The organism is Streptomyces sp. NPDC046203, from assembly GCF_040646255.1.
In the GTDB taxonomy this organism is placed as follows: domain Bacteria; phylum Actinomycetota; class Actinomycetes; order Streptomycetales; family Streptomycetaceae; genus Streptomyces.
In genome coordinates this window covers 1-14855 of sequence record NZ_JBEYZX010000044.1, presented here as the reverse complement: position 1 = coordinate 14855, position 14855 = coordinate 1, and the positions used below count along the sequence as shown (strand labels likewise).

The window sequence follows — 14855 nt, the reverse complement described above, 5'->3', positions numbered from 1 at the left end:
CGCCGACGGCGGGCGCGACAGAGGGGCGGGCAACCGGACCGGGACCGGTACCGGCGACCCGTCCCTCTGACCGGTCCCTGTGCCTACAGGTCGAACTCGTGCGGCGGCAGGCCGAGGGCGAAGCACGCCTCGCGCACCACGGCCTGCTCGGTCTTGTCGAAGTCGCCGTCGGCGCCGCCGATGACGATGCCGATCTGGACGACCGCGCGGGCCTCGGCAGGCTTCTTCTTCGCCTTGGCGACCTCCTGGAGCACGCTCACCTTGCCGAAGTCGAAGTCGGCGGCCAGCTTGTCGAGGTTGGCGTCGAAGCGGCGCTGGAGATCGATCGCGTCGAAGTTCTGCAGCACCTCGTTGCCGGCGATCAGCTGGGCGACCCGGCGGCGCTCGGACGGGTCGATGGTGCCGTCCGCCGCGGCCACCAGCGCGCACATCGCCATCGAAGCATCCCGGAAGGCGCCGGACTTCAGATCGTTCTTCTTGGCGACCAGCTGCGTCTGCATCGTCGACGCGGATTCCTTGATGCGGTCCCAGAGGGCCATGTCGCTGTACTCCCGATGTCGGTGACTTCTACGGAGGTGTAGAACGTACCAGCCCAGCGGTGAGTTCCCAGGGGAGCGCACAAACGCCGAACGGCGGTGGGGAGTGACCCCACCGCCGTTCGGTGAAACGTTTCGTGCTGTGTTCCCACCCGTACCCGCTCCGGTGTCGCTCCGGTGTCCGTACAGGGACGAACACCGGAATGGACACCGGAATGGACACCGGTACGGGTGCCGGTTCAGGCTGCCTCGGTTCAGGCCGCCGGAGCCGGGAAGGTCGGGTACGCGACGCCCGAGATCTGCTGGACGACCCGGATGACCTGGCACGAGTAGCCGAACTCGTTGTCGTACCACAGGTACAGGATCGCGTTGTCGCCGTCGACCTTCGTCGCGCCGGCGTCGACGATCGAGGCGTGGCGCGAGCCGACGAAGTCCATCGAGACCGCGTCCGGAGCCGTGGTGAAGTCGATCTGGCGCTTCAGCGGGGAGTGCAGCGAGACGTCGCGCAGGTACTCCAGGACCTCCTCGCGGGTGGTCTCGCGGCCCAGGCGCAGGCTCAGGATGGCGATCGAGACGTCCGGGACGGGGACGCGGATCGAGCTGCCGGTGATCGGAGCCTTCAGCTCGGGCAGAGCCTTGGCCACGGCGGAGGCGGCACCCGTCTCCGTGATCACCATGTTGAGCGGCGCGGAACGACCGCGGCGGTCCGCCTTGTGGTAGTTGTCCAGCAGGTTCTGGTCGTTCGTGAACGAGTGGACGGTCTCCACGTGACCACGCAGCACGCCGTACTCGTCGTCCATGGCCTTCAGCGGCGGGACGATCGCGTTGGTGGTGCAGGAGGCGCAGGACAGGATGCGCTCGTCCGGCTTGATCGTGTCGTGGTTGACACCGTGCACGATGTTCGGGACGTCGCCCTTGCCGGGGGCCGTCAGGACGACCTTGTCGATACCCGGACGCAGGTGCTTCGACAGCCCCTCGCGGTCGCGCCACTTGCCGGTGTTGTCGATCAGGATGGCGTTCTGGATGCCGTACGCCGTGTAGTCGACCTCGGACGGGTCGTTGGCGTAGATCACCCGGATCGTGTTGCCGTTGGCGACGATCGAGTTGGTCGCCTCGTCGACGGTGATGGTGCCCTGGAACTGACCGTGGATCGAGTCGCGCCGCAGCAGCGAGGCGCGCTTCACGATGTCCTCGGTGGCCCCGCCGCCGCGCACGACGATGGCGCGCAGGCGCAGACCGTTGCCGGAACCGGCCTTCTCGATGAGCAGGCGGGCGACCAGGCGGCCGATGCGGCCGAAGCCGTACAGGACGACATCGCGGCCCTCGCCGCGCTCCAGCTTGGCGGCGCCGGTGGCACCGGCGACGGCCTCGGCGGTGAATTCCGCGACCGACAGGCCGCGGTCGTCCGCCTTGTAGGTGGCGGCGAGCATGCCGATGTCGATCTGGGAGGGGCCCAGATCCAGGGTCGTCAGCGTCTCCAGGAACGGCAGGGTCTCGGTGACCGAGAGCTCCTCGCCGTCGATCTGGCGGGCGAAGCGGTGCGTCTTGAGAATGCTGACGACCGACTTGTTGACCAGGGAGCGGCTGTGAAGAAGGACCGTGACGTCCTGCTCTCGGTGCAGCTTCCCGATGATCGGAATCATGGACTCCGCGATTTCCTCGCGGTGCTTCCAGTTTGTGAACGAGTCCTCGTTGACAGTCACAGTGCATCTTTCGAGCTAGGCGGTGCTCATATGCTAACCCGACCCTTCGGATGTGCGGCAAGGGGGCGGAGTGTGGTCCTGGACACGGGGTGCAATCTGGCGGATTCTGCCGGTAATGGCTGAATTTTTGCCGCTGTTGGGCGTCCACGCCGCGCTTGCGCCGGGCCTCTCGTCCTCTCTTCCCGCCCCCGCTCTCCGTTCTCTCTCTTGCGCCGTCCGCCGCGCGGACCTGCCTCTGGGTGGTGATTCCTGGCGATAAGGGCCGATTCGTCTACTCGGGCCACTCGAATGCCGGGCAGCCGGGACGCTCAGGTGAGCCCCGGCCGCCCGGCCGCCCGGGTGACCCGGACGGGACCGTGACCCGGCGCTTCAGACGCCCACGTCACGCGCCCGCAGATCGGCCAGGGTCTCCCGCCGTACGAGCAGCCGGCTCGTGCCTTCCGACACGGCGACCACCGGCGGGCGGCCGACCAGGTTGTAGGAGGACGCCATCGACAGGTGGTACGCCCCCGCCACCGGCACCGCGAGCAGATCACCCGGGCGGACGTCACCCGGCAGCGCGACGTCCTCCGCCAGGACGTCGCCCGCCTCGCAGTGCCGCCCCGCGACCGTCGTACGCACCGGCTCCGCCACCGACCGCCGGCCGATCAGCCGGGGCGCGTACCGCACCCCGTACAGCGCAGGCCGTGGGTTGTCGCTCATCCCGCCGTCGACCGCCACGAACACCCGCGCGGCCGTCGCCTTCACCGCCAGCACCCGGTAGACGGCGACCCCGGCGGGGCCGACGACCGCCCGGCCCGGCTCGATGATCAGCCGGGGCACCGGCAGCCCCGCGCCCGCGCAGCTCTCGATCAGCTCCGCCCGCACCCGGTGGGCGAGCGCCGTGGGATCGAGGACCGGGTCGCCGGGCCGGTAGGCGACACCGTGGCCGCCCCCGAGATCCAGCTCGGGCAGCACCACCCCGTACAGATCGCGGGTCCGGGCCATCAGGCCGACGAGCCGCCGCACTGCCGACAGATACGGTTTGACGCCGGTGATCTGCGAGCCGAGGTGGCAGTGCAGCCCGGTCAGCCGGAGCCTCGGCTGGCCGAGGACGCGGGAGACGGCGTGCTGCGCGTGTCCGTCGCGCAGCGACAGCCCGAACTTCTGTCCCTCGGACCCGGTACGGATCTTGGCGTGGCCGCCCGCGCCGATGCCGGGGGTGATCCGCAGCATCACCCTCTGTTCGGCGCCCGGCGGGACGGCGGCCGCGATCCGGGCGATCTCGGCCGGGCTGTCGATGACGATCCGGCCGACCTTGAGGCGCAGCGCCGCGCGCAGGTCCTCGGGGGACTTGGCGTTGCCGTGCAGCAGGATCCGCTCGGCCGGGAAACCGGCGGCGACGGCGAGTTCCAGCTCCCCGGCGGAGCACACATCCAGGCCAAGCCCCTCCTCCTCGACCCACCGCGCGAGGGCCCGGCACAGGAACGCCTTGGCCGCGTAGTGCACCTCGGCTTCGGGGAAGGCGTCGCGATAGGCGCGGCAGCGGCGCCGGACCTCGTCCTCGTCGAGCACGTAGACGGGGGTGCCGTACTGCTCGGCGATCCCGTCGAGCGCGACCCCGGCGACGGACAGCCGTCCGTCCGGGCGGTCCTCGGCCGAGGCGGGCCAGACGGACAGATCGTCGTCGGCGGGGCGGCGAGCGGAGGAAGGGAGAGAAGGGAGGGAAGGGAGGGAAGGGTGAGAGGGAAGGGAGGGGAAGGAACGGAGAGAGGTGACGGTCATGGCGGCGGCGCTCCCTTTCAGCGGGCCAGGGCGGCGGCGGACCAAGCGGACCAAGCGGGCCAGGTGGGCAGGGCCGGCCGGGTCGCTTCTGCCGGTGCCGGTGCCGACGCCGACGCCGACGCCTGCGCCTGGGCCGGGGTCGAGGCCGACACCGACATCGACATCGACGCCGGCGCCGGAGCGGTGAGCATGGGGTCGACGATCAGCGCGTCGACACCCAGCGGCGCGACGAGGGCCCGCAGGGCCGGTACGGCCAGCGGCGCGCAGGCGTGCCCGGCGCCGAGGACGGCCCGCAGCCGGTCGGGCGTGGTGAACGCGACCGCCGTACGCCGTCCGACGGGCGTACGGAAGAGCCGCACCGCGCAGCCGTGGGCGGCCGGCCGGACGGGGACGTACAGCAGCCGCCCGGCCGGCACCCGTTCGCAGGGTTCGGCGTCGTCTCCGTACGCGTACAGGGTGGCGGTCATGGCGGTCCTCCCGGAAACGGGTGCCCCGCGCCGTGCGCGCCGGGCCGTCATCCGTCACCCTGCCCGTCCCCGGCGCCGCCCGGACCTGCCCTGACGCGCTTCTGACGGCCCTTTGACGCGATTCGCCCGAACGCCCCGCCCGGGTCGCGGCTGTGAGGGTCCCGCGCCCGTTTTCGAGAGGTTTTCCCGATCCCCTCGAACGACCCCCGCGGACCTGGCACTCTTGCCGTCGTGACGTACGTGGTGACCGTGGAAACGTGCATACCGGACGGCGCCGCCGAGCTCGACGCGCTCGGCCGGTTCGGCGCCGTCGTCCTCCTCGAACGGGGCTTCGGCTCGGTGGCCGGGGTCGAGGGCCCCGACGGTGCCGCCGTCGATGTCTTCGACGTGACCGTGGCCGCCCACCCGGGCGGCGCCGTGCTGACCGTCAGCGTCGGGGCACCCACCCTGGAGACGGCCGAGGACGCGGTGGGGGCCGTGACCCAGGAGGTACTGGACCGGGCCGAGCAGCTGACCGGCTGGCTGGTGCTGAGCAGCGAGGTCAGGCTGCACACCGAGCTCGCGCGGGAGAGCCTGGCCGCCGCCGACGGGCCCGGCGCCCCGCCCAGCGACCCCGCCCTGCGCCGGGCCCGGCACACCGCCCGGCCCGGCGTCGGCCCACAGGCCCCGCGCCCCTGGCGCACTCCGCGCCCGGAGGACGGCGACGGTCCGGACGTGCTCGGCGCCCTCGCCTCCCTCGGCGGGCTCCCCTCGCCCGGCGGATGCGACGGGCCGGGCGGCGCGGACGACGACCACGACCCGTGGGGCCTCGCCGGCCACGACCGCGCGCCCGGGGACCCGGAGGACGACGAGGACGCCGACCTCTGGGCGGACGTCGTGGAGGAGGCCCCCGATCCCGAGACGGAACTCCGGTTCATGGCAAGCCGGTTGCGCGCCTTCGACCCGGCCGTCTTCGCCGCCTCCGGCGACACCGCCGCCCTGGCCGCCGGCGCCCTCGTCCATGCCGCCGAGGTCCTCATCGACGAGCTGTACGACGATGTGCAGGTCCTCGCGGAGGAGGACACCGACGTCGCCTCCTGCGAGGGCCACCTCTGGCACCTGGGCCGGCTGCCCGTCCGGCCCGGGTCCCGCTACGACGAACTCTTCGCGCGCCGCTTCCTGGTGACCGCCGTCGCGCTCACCACTCGCTTCACCGACGGGAGTTTCCGTCGCCTCGGCTGCCCCGCCGAGGACATGGTCCTGCGCTTCCTCCTCGAACAGGCCCGTGTCGCCCTCGACTTGTACGGCCTCCTCGACGACGTGGTGGCCACGGCCCTCGACCGCTTCGCCGCCCATGTCCGCAAGGCCGCCGGCCCCGGCCCGCACGGCTGCCGGGAGACCTCGGCCCGGGGCGGGGCCGCCGGATGGTTCGCCCCGTTCGACGGGGAACGGTACGTCCACCCGTACGCCCTCGACGCGTACGAGACGGAGCCGGGACCGGAGAAGGAGGGCCCCGGCACCTCCTAGCCCGGACCGGACAGGGAGAGCCTCGGCGATTCCTGCCACCCCGCCTGCGGGCGGGGTGGCAAACGGGTACGGGTACGGGCCGGAGTGCGCCCTCGCGGCCGTCAGCGCGCGATCCGGTGAGGGCGATCGCGCGGCCGTCTCACCTCACTTGACGGTGACGTAGGCACCCGTGGCCCAGGCCGCCGGGGTCGTCGTGTCGCCCGCGAAGGTGTAGCGGTAGGAGCCGCTGGTGGACGCCTTGACGGTGGTCTTCAGATTGCCGCCGGCGTCCGCCTTGATCGTCTTGACCGTGGTGTAGGAGGTGCCGCCCTTCTTGCGGAACTGCAACCGCACCGACCGGCTGCCGTAGCCCCCGTACCGTCCGGTGTCCCAATTGGCGCGGGACAGCTTGCCCTTCACCGTGACGGTCGCGCCCTTCTTCACGGTCTTCGGTGCGGCGGCGGCCGTCAGCCTGGAGTCGCGCTGGACACGGAAGCTCTTGAGATCGTCCTTCTGGACGTAGTCGAAGTCCTTGGCCTGCGCCGACGCCGTGAGCCTCCAGGTGCCCGCGTACGTGTTGAGCATGTTGGAGGCCGGGCCGACCGTGAAGGTCTGCCGGCAGTTCACGCTCGTGGCACCGGACTTGGTGCAGGAGGCGTAGGACGTGTTCGGCAGGATGGCGTAGTCCATCCTGGCGAAGGACGGTCCGTGCCACATCAGCACCTTCGCCATGCTGACACCGGAGCCGTCGGTGACGGTGAAGGAGACCGTGAAGGTCTTCTTGGCGGTGGTGCCGAGGACGACCGGCTTGCCGCCGTTGACGACGACACCGGAGATCTTGATGTCGCCCCGGTAGTCGTCGGCCCGCGCGGCGGGAGCGGTGAGGGCGGTGAGGGCGGTGAGAGTGGTGAGAGTGGTGAGAGCCAGAGCGCCGGCCGCGACGGCGGCGGAGGCACGCATACGCATAGGTGTTCCCCACGGATGAAGGGGCGCGCGAGACGGCCCTTCGGCTTCCACGTGCCCGTCTGTGTCTGCGGAACCGATGAGTTCCGCAGAGACGGACCCGTGACGGAAGGGAAAAGTTGTACGCCGGAGTGACGTCTCGCCGGAGGCGATCCCGGCTTCTCGACGGTGCCCGGCCGCCGACCGGCAAGCGTCGAGTGGACGCACAGCCAGGAAACCGTGGACTCAGAGCCAACGACAACTCGCGGGAACTCCCCGCATTCTGAAGGTGGTTCCTCGTGGGGCGGCAGTGTCCGCACCCGCGCGGCGGCCGAGTGCCGTCCGCGTGCCGGAGCCGTCTCCAGGGCCACGGGGTACGGGGGTCCCCGTGGTCCTGAAGACGCCTCCGACGTGTTCCGGGGGCTGCCGCCGCGCGGGCGGGAACGTTTCGAGCGGGCGTCACACGGCCATGTCGGGGTTCCGGGCAAGGCGGCGGTACTCCCTGGGCGGGACGCCGAAGGCGTTCCGGAACGCGCGGCTGAAGTCGGCTGCTTGGGGGAAACCCCAGCGGGCGGCGACGACATGGATCGGGACGGCGTACTGCGCCGGGTCGGCGAGGTCGCGGCGGGCGCGGTCCAGCCGCTGCCGCCGTATCCAGGCCGCGACGGTCTCCTCTTCGTGCTGGAAGAGACGGTGGAGGTAGCTCGTGGAGATGTGCTGCGCGGCGGCGACCGCGGACGGGGTCAGCGCCGGGTCGTGCAGGTTCGCCTGGATGAACGCCCGGATGCGCACGACGAGGGTCTGCTGGTGGGTCTCCGCAGCGAGCGGGCCGTCGGTGTCGAGGGCGTGGGCGAACAGCGCGGACAGCAGGTCCACCACGATCGTCCCCAAGCGGGGGCCGTCGGCGGGCTGGTAGGAATGGGAGCCGTGCGTCAGTTGGGTGAGCAACTGCGCCAGCAGGGCGCCGAATCCGTCCTTCGCCGAGAGCCGCAGTCCGGTCAGCCGGTCGCGCAGACGGCCCGGGAAGGGCAGAAGGGCCGCGGGTACCTCCAGCCCCACTCCGGTGTGCAGTCCGTCGGCCGACGCGATGGACCGGACCTCGAACGGGCGTGACGTACTGAGCACGTTGAAGCTGTCGGGATCGTGACAGGTCTCGCCCCGTTCCCTGCTGACGTGCAGCATCCCCTTGAGCGGAAGGGTGAGGTGCAGCCCCTCGGGATCCGACTCCCGGATCAGCCGGGGAGTGCGCCGGAAGACCACCGGGTGGAACGACGACGGCCACACGGACACGGCACCGAGGCTCAACGTGCGCTGGACGACGAGGAGATCCTGCCGGTGCTCGCTGACGAGGTCCACCGGGGCGTGCGTCCGGCCGAGGAGCGTGCGCCAGCAGTCGAACCTCTCGTCGATCGGCACATCCTCACTCCGGTACACCGACTCCATCAGCATCGGCGTTCCCTCCTCTTCGTGTACGGACAACTGCCGTCGGGCGACAGGCAGGTGAGAGGCGCCCAAGGTCGGCACCGGCGTGGGGGCAGCAGAGCATACCCAAGGCGTGACGGTCGGTGATCTTCGGGTGTCCTGTCCGTCACCGTGCCGCCCTGTGAGCCACGCCACCGGACCGGGATGTCACACACGGGCCCCCGCCGGCGTCCTGTGTCCATGACAAGGACAGACACAGGTGCGGGGGTCGGCGCAGGGGCCGTCCCGGGGACCGGCGTGGGTGCGGACGACGACGCGCGCACGACGGCGAACGGACAGGAGCGGCGGATGGCCGACGGCGAACACGGGGAACGGAAGGCGGACGGCGAACGCGGGGGACGAGAGGCGGCGGCGCGGGCCGAAGTCGGTGGCAGGGAAGCCGACCTGGCGACCGACATCTTCGTCACCCACCGGAATCTCCTCTTCACCGTCGCCTACGAACTCCTCGGCTCGGCGGCGGACGCCGAGGACGTGCTCCAGGAGACCTGGCTGAAGTGGACGGGCGTCGACCTGTCGGCCGTACGGGAACGGCGGGCGTATCTCGTCCGGATCACCACCCGCCTCGCCCTCACCCGGCTGCGCACCCTGGCCCGGCGCAGGGAGTCGTACGTCGGCCCCTGGCTGCCCGAGCCGCTGCTCACCGCGCCGGACGTCGCCGAGGACGTCGAACTCGCCGACAGCGTCTCGATGGCGATGATGCTGGTGCTCGAAACGCTGCTGCCGACCGAGCGGGCGGTGTTCGTCCTGCGCGAGGTGTTCGGCATGGAGTACGACGAGATCGCGGCGGCCGTCGACAAGTCCCCCGCCGCCGTACGGCAGATCGCCCACCGCGCCCGGGCCCATGTCGCCGCGCGCCGCCCGCGCGGGGAGGTGTCGGCGGCGGAGACCCAAGGGGTGCTCGACGCGTTCCGGACGGCGGTCGAGACCGGCGACCTGCAGAGCCTGTGCGATCTGATCGCCCCCGACGCGGTGCTGCTCACCGACGGCGGCGGGGTCGTCCGCGCCGCGCTCGAACCCGTCGTCGGTGCCGACCGGGTGATCGCCGTCCTCGTCCGGATCACCACGCTCGGCACCCTGCGACCGGCCCGGATCAACGGCGGACCGGCGCTGATCGTGGGGACCGGCGGCGAGACCGACACCGTTCTCGCGCTGCGGGTCGACGAGGGCCTGGTCACCGGACTGTACGCGGTGCGCAACCCGGAGAAGCTGTCCCGGATCGGACAGGAGGCGGTCATCTCCCGTTGAGGGCTGAGGGCTGAGGACATGGCGGCCCGCTCGCGTGCCCGCGTGTCCTTGTGCCCGGGGTGGCGTGGTGAGGATCACCGGCATGGACGGGAGCGAGTGCACGCCACCGCCGGCGGCTTCGGCGGTGGCGGTCCGGGACCACGACGACGAGCGGCTGGCGGAGGTCTATCAGCGCGGTAACGAGATACCCGAGGACGCGCTGCGCGACTGGACCCGGCTGATCGGCTCATTCGCCGACCGGCCGGCCCCCGCCGTCGTCGAACTCGGCTCCAGTGCAGGGATGTTCAGCGCGTCGATGGCCCGCTTGCTCGGCGCTTCCACAGTGCCGGCCGTCGACCCTTCGGCTCCCATGCTGCGCCGGGCCCGGCAGTTCAACGCGCACGACACGGTCCACTACGTAGCCGGTACGGCGGAAGCCGTCCCGGCGCCCGCCGGCCGCTTCGATCTCGCCCTGATGTCCCGGGTTGGTCCACCATCTACCCGACCGGGTTCGCGCGGCCCGCGAGACCGCCCGGGTGCTGCGCCCCGGCGGCTCGCTCGTCGTGCGCACCACGGTCCGCGAACGGCTGGACGCGCCGGTGTACACGTACTGGCCCCGGCCGCGTGCCACGGACGCCCGGCGGTTCCCGTCGGAGTCCGAGATCGTCGCCGACTTCACGGCGGCCGGCCTGGTCCTCCGTACGGTCACCTCCTTCGCCCGGCCCGTCACCCGCGGACTGCGCGACTTCCACGAACGGATGACCACCCGGCCGCAGTCGAAGTTCGCCCGGCTGACGGAAGCCGAGTACGCCGTTGGACCAGGGGCCTGTCTTTCGGATCTTGCCGGGCTCGCGTGCCCCGGCACGCGCTCCCCCGTGGCCCTCCGGGCACGGGAGGCGCCCCCACCGCGTTGTCTCCCTCCTCCGCCTTGCGATCGCTGCTCGGCATCCGAAGGATGGATCAAAGCGCCGAGACGGAGCGAGCGAAGCGAGTGCAGTGCACCGGACCCCGCTCCCTGATCCGGCCTGATCCAAAAGACAGGCCCTACGCCGTCTGGCCGCCGCCGCCCGGGCGGAACCGCCGGACCGGCCGTCCCCCGTGGTCGAGCGCTACGACGTGCTGGTGCTGACCCGCCCCTGACGGCCGTGCCCGTCCCTGACGGCCGTGCCCGTCCCTGACCGCCGGGCCCGCCCCTCCCGGGCCGGGCGGGGCGGGCCGCAAGAGCCGACGACGGCCCGGCACCGGCACCGGCACCGGCATGGGCACCGGCACCGGCGGCGGTAGGCTCGGCCGGGCCGCCGCCCCCTGCCCGGGTACGGCGGGCACGGCAGCGCGGGGCAGCGGAGGAGAGACAGTGTTCGTCAAGGTGTGCGGGCTCGCCACGACCGCCGACATCGACGTGGCCATCGAGGCCGGCGCCGACGCGATCGGGCTGGTGATCAGCGAGCGCAGTGTGCGCGGACTCGCCCGGGACCAGGCGGCGCGGCTCGCCGCGCACGTGACGACCGGGGCGACCGGAGTGACCTCGGTACTCGTCGTCAACGACATGCCCGCCGCCGAGGCCGCCGGGTTCGCCCGCGACATCGGCATCGGCGCCCTCCAGCTGCACGGACCCGCCTACGGCGAGGAGGACTTCGCCGAGGCATTCGCCCTGTTCCCGCACCTGTGGCGCGCCACCTCCCTCAAGGACCGGCCGGACACCCGGGTCGGCGCGTACCGCGAGGAGGTCCTGCTGCTGGACTCGCCCGAGGCCGGTTCCGGTGCCCGCTGGGACCTGTCCCTCCTCGACACCGCGCGGCCCGAGGGCAGCTGGCTCCTCGCCGGCGGCCTGACCCCCGGCAATGTCGCCGAGGCCATCCGGCAGGCCCGGCCCTGGGGCGTCGACGTCTCCAGCGGGGTCGAGTCCGCTCCCGGAGTCAAGGACCCCGAGCTGATTCGCTCCTTCGTCACCGCCGCGAAGACCGCCGGAGCACGGGCGGCGCGCTGAACGCCCTCGGCGCAGGAAGCCCCCGGCGGGATTTCCGGCCCGCGTACGGCGTAGTGCGGGCCGCCGATGTCGGCCCCTGCCGCTAGCGTGCACCGGGCCAGTACCGCACTCTCTCCGGGAGAACGACGACATGGACATCCTGCTCATCGCCGGCCTGTGGCTCGACGGATCCGCCTGGGACGACGTCGCTCTGGAACTGGCCGTGCGCGGCCACCGGCCCGTCCCGGTCACGCTCCCCGGCCAGGGCGACGGCGACACCTCCGCCACCCTCGACGACCAGCTGGCGGCCGTGCTCGCCGCCGTGGCCGACTCCCCTGGGAAGCCTCTGGTCGTCGGCCACTCCGCCGCGTCGAGCCTGGCGTGGCTGGCGGCCGACGCGCGCCCGGACAAGGTGGCCAAGGTCGCTCTCGTCGGCGGCTACCCGGCCGCCCACGGCAGCGCCTACGCCGACTTCTTCGAGATCCAGGACGGCGTCATGCCCTTCCCGGGCTGGGCCGCCTTCGAGGGCCCCGACGCCGCCGACCTCGACCAGCCGACCCGGGAGCGGCTCGCCGCGGGTGCCCACCCGGTGCCCGAGGGGGTGGCGCGGGGCGTGGTGCGGCTGACCGACGACCGTCGCTTCGACATCCCCCTGGTGCTCGTCTGCCCGGAGTTCACCCCCGCCCAGGCCCAGGAGTGGATCGCCTCCGGCGTCAGCCCGGAACTCGCCCGGGCCACCCGGATCGGGTACGCCGACATCGACTCCGGCCACTGGCCCATGACCACCCGTCCCCGTGAACTGGCGCGCGTCATCGCCGAGGCGGCGGAGAACACCGGCTCCTGAGGGTCCCGGCCGGACTGTTGCTCCGCAGGTCAGGCCGCGTCCCCGGGCTCCGGTCCGGGGGAGGGGGAGGGGGCAGGACCGGGGGCCCGGTCCGGTTCCGGTACGCGATCCGGGCCGCGGCCCGGCTCCCGGTCCGCGGCCCAGCGCCAGAAGTCGACCATCATCCGTTCGTAACGGATGCCGAACTCCAGGGCCTCACGCTGCCCCCGGGGCATCGACTCGCCCACCGCCGCGGCCAGTTGCTCGTACTCCTCCAGAGCGCGGGTGTGCGCGCCGATCTGGACCGGGGCGTGGTGCCCGGGACGCGCGCCGAACCAGAGCTTCAGGATGCTCCGTTCGCGGGCCTCGACCGGGACGAACGCCGTGTCCTCCAGCCATCCGCGCAGCGCCCGCGTCCCCTCCTCGGTGACCCGGAGGAGCCGTCGTCCCCGGCCGCCCTCCCGTCGTACCTCCGCGACGAGCCCCGCCGCCAGCAGCCGGTCGCACTGCGCGTACACCTGCGCGTGCGGGACCGACCAGAACGGTGCGACCGTACGCGCGGCCTCGACCTTCACGTCGTACGGACTGGCCTCGCCGAGCGTGTCGATGACGCCGAGCACCAGGAACGAGGGCGTGGTCAACCGGACATCAGCCATGCCGCGACCGTACACGCCGGGCCGGCGCGCGCCGGCCCCCGGTTGCCGGGGCCGCTTACGGCGCTTCCCCTTCGAGGCCCGGTACCGCCGTCGTGGCCGTAGCCGTGGCCGCTGCCGTGCGGGACGCCGACGGGTCCGTCCGTCGCCCGTGCGCCCGGCGGCCGGACAACACCCGTACCCCGACCAGGACATGGGCGCCGAAGGCCAGGAAGCCGACGCTGAGGCCCGCCCCCGCCGTCAGAGCCGTCAACTCGTCCAGGTCCATGGCCCGTTGCAGCATCACCGCCGTTCCCGCCGAGAACGCGGGTGCCAGGCACATCACCACCAGATGGGTGTGCCACTCCTCGCGCGCCCACACCGCGCCGCGCCGGGCCGCCCGCAGGGCGCGGACCTGCGGGACGGCGAGGAGCAGGACGTACGGGACGGCGTACGCGAGCAGCAGCCGGCGCCCCGGGGTGCCGTGCCCGGCGAAGCCGTGGCCCAGCCACACCAGGCCCGCGACGGCCACCGCGTACGCGGTGGCGAGCGCCGGAGCGGGCCACCAACGGCCGCTCACGTACGGGTGGTTGTCCCGCCGGTCCATCGCGCGGGAGGCGAGCAGGGCGCCGAGCACGACGAGCGTGCCGAGAGGCATCAGTGCGACGAGGTTGATCTCCTGGAGCGTGAGCCCCGGATAGAGCGCGGGCAGCGCGCCCCACTCGATCCGCAGCAGGGGCGCGGTCATGAGGTAGGCGTAACAGAGCAGCATCCATCGCTGGTGCAGCTCCGGCAGTCCGGCCACGGCGGTGAGCACGCCGAAGGTGACGCTGAGGACGGTGCCCGTCAGGAGCGTGGCGAGCACGACCCAGAACGCCGCCCCGCTGAAGGTCTCTTCGGGCCGGGTGCGGATCAGATACAGCGCGACGCCCGCCATCGACACGTATACGGCGGCGGCGTAGAGGATGCCGAGGGCCCGGTGGAGCCGGATCCGCCGGCGGACCGCAGTGAGCAGTTGGGCGGGGCCGATCAGCATGAGCAGTCCGCCCAGCACCGAGTGGACGATCAGCGGGCCCAGGCTGCGGGCGTACGGGACCGCGCGGTCCTGGATCAGGGTGGCCGCGTACCCGGGGGAGACCGACCGGCCGAGCAGCCACTGGCCGAGGGAGGGCGCGCCCGGGCGCGCGAACGGCCAGAGCCCGGTCATCGCGACCGGCGCGTAGAGGAGGCAGATCACGGTGACGGCGAGCGCGGCGGCGCGCCCCCAGCGCACGCCCTCGCGTTTCCCGGCCGGACCGCCGGGGGAGGCGGGGCTGTCAAGGGCGGTGGTGCCGTCAGGGGCGGTGGTGCCGGTCGTGCCGGTGTCCGTCGTGCCGGGTGTGCCGGTCGCGCCGGCCGTGCTGTTTCCGGTGCGGGCTTGCATGGCTCGTGACATGGCGGCTCCCCGGCCCTCGCGCGAGGTGATCGCGCCTCGATAGTCCAGAAAGGACTATCGAGGAAGGTAGGGGCAAGCCCTGGCGCGGTCAATGGTCCGGGCCGTCTCGGCGGGGGAGCGGATTGATACCCCTAGGGGTATTTGACTTTCCCGGCCGCACCCGTTTACGGTCGGGAGTGTTGATACCTAGGGGGGTATTCGAGGTCGACGGTGGATGCGGGTACGCATTCCGGGACCGCCGGTCACGGGGCCCGCTCCAGCGGGCGCGCCGCATCACGCGAAAGGGAGTTCCGCCGTGTTTTTCGCCCAGTACTACCTCGACTGCCTTTCGCAGGCGTCGTACATGATCGCCGATGAGTCGACGGGTCAGGCCGTGGTGGTCGATCCTCGTCGTGA

General features: G+C 72.3%; 13 protein-coding genes and 1 pseudogene. 6 read left to right on the top strand and 8 right to left on the bottom strand.

The window, feature by feature from the left end:
- Window positions 1–83: 83 nt before the first annotated feature.
- From ABZ990_RS25305 to ABZ990_RS25290, 4 genes are all read right to left on the bottom strand, one after another.
- A complete protein-coding gene (locus tag ABZ990_RS25305; RefSeq protein ID WP_361235860.1) occupies window positions 84–539 on the bottom strand; it encodes a TerB family tellurite resistance protein in 456 nt (151 codons plus the stop codon).
- A 251-nt stretch (window positions 540–790) separates the two neighbouring features.
- Window positions 791–2239, bottom strand: coding sequence for a glyceraldehyde-3-phosphate dehydrogenase (locus ABZ990_RS25300; RefSeq protein ID WP_361235857.1), 1449 nt, complete (start codon window positions 2237–2239; stop codon window positions 791–793).
- A gap of 369 nt (window positions 2240–2608) precedes the next feature.
- The gene (gene lysA / locus ABZ990_RS25295) at window positions 2609–4003 is read right to left on the bottom strand and encodes a diaminopimelate decarboxylase (RefSeq protein ID WP_361235854.1); all 1395 of its coding nucleotides are present in this window, start codon (window positions 4001–4003) and stop codon (window positions 2609–2611) included.
- A 17-nt stretch (window positions 4004–4020) separates the two neighbouring features.
- Window positions 4021–4470 (bottom strand): SAV_915 family protein, encoded by a 450-nt coding sequence (locus ABZ990_RS25290; RefSeq protein WP_361235851.1) that lies wholly within the window; start codon window positions 4468–4470, stop codon window positions 4021–4023.
- A gap of 249 nt (window positions 4471–4719) precedes the next feature.
- Here ABZ990_RS25290 and ABZ990_RS25285 point away from each other — a divergent pair, with 249 nt between their 5' ends.
- Window positions 4720–5976, top strand: a complete 1257-nt coding sequence (locus ABZ990_RS25285; RefSeq protein ID WP_361235848.1) for a hypothetical protein — start codon at window positions 4720–4722, stop codon at window positions 5974–5976.
- Between the two features lie 144 nt (window positions 5977–6120).
- On the opposite strand, the gene ABZ990_RS25280 is transcribed toward ABZ990_RS25285, so the two are convergent.
- Window positions 6121–6921, bottom strand: a complete 801-nt coding sequence (locus ABZ990_RS25280) for a DUF5707 domain-containing protein (RefSeq protein WP_361235846.1) — start codon at window positions 6919–6921, stop codon at window positions 6121–6123.
- A 435-nt stretch (window positions 6922–7356) separates the two neighbouring features.
- Window positions 7357–8346, bottom strand: coding sequence for an AraC family transcriptional regulator (locus ABZ990_RS25275; protein ID WP_361235843.1), 990 nt, complete (start codon window positions 8344–8346; stop codon window positions 7357–7359).
- 270 nt (window positions 8347–8616) lie between these two features.
- Here ABZ990_RS25275 and ABZ990_RS25270 point away from each other — a divergent pair, with 270 nt between their 5' ends.
- From ABZ990_RS25270 to ABZ990_RS25250, 5 genes and pseudogenes are all read left to right on the top strand, one after another.
- On the top strand, window positions 8617–9624 hold the full coding sequence (locus tag ABZ990_RS25270; RefSeq protein WP_361235840.1) for an RNA polymerase sigma-70 factor: 1008 nt from the start codon (window positions 8617–8619) through the stop codon (window positions 9622–9624).
- A gap of 82 nt (window positions 9625–9706) precedes the next feature.
- Window positions 9707–10027: pseudogene (locus ABZ990_RS25265) on the top strand (class I SAM-dependent methyltransferase); the annotation flags it as partial.
- A gap of 61 nt (window positions 10028–10088) precedes the next feature.
- Window positions 10089–10622, top strand: a complete 534-nt coding sequence (locus ABZ990_RS25260) for a methyltransferase domain-containing protein (RefSeq protein WP_361235837.1) — start codon at window positions 10089–10091, stop codon at window positions 10620–10622.
- Between the two features lie 335 nt (window positions 10623–10957).
- Complete coding sequence (locus ABZ990_RS25255; protein ID WP_361235834.1) at window positions 10958–11590, top strand: phosphoribosylanthranilate isomerase; 633 nt, start codon at window positions 10958–10960, stop codon at window positions 11588–11590.
- Between the two features lie 130 nt (window positions 11591–11720).
- Complete coding sequence (locus ABZ990_RS25250; protein ID WP_361235831.1) at window positions 11721–12413, top strand: alpha/beta hydrolase; 693 nt, start codon at window positions 11721–11723, stop codon at window positions 12411–12413.
- Window positions 12414–12442: 29 nt separating this feature from the next.
- On the opposite strand, the gene ABZ990_RS25245 is transcribed toward ABZ990_RS25250, so the two are convergent.
- Together ABZ990_RS25245 and ABZ990_RS25240 are read right to left on the bottom strand one after the other, a co-directional pair.
- Entirely contained in the window at window positions 12443–13048 is a 606-nt protein-coding gene (locus tag ABZ990_RS25245; RefSeq protein ID WP_361235829.1) for a PadR family transcriptional regulator, read from the bottom strand.
- Between the two features lie 55 nt (window positions 13049–13103).
- Window positions 13104–14459 carry a DUF2306 domain-containing protein gene (locus ABZ990_RS25240; protein WP_361235826.1) on the bottom strand — a complete coding sequence of 452 codons (1356 nt, stop codon included), beginning with the start codon at window positions 14457–14459 and terminating at the stop codon, window positions 13104–13106.
- Between the last annotated feature and the right edge of the window lie 396 nt (window positions 14460–14855).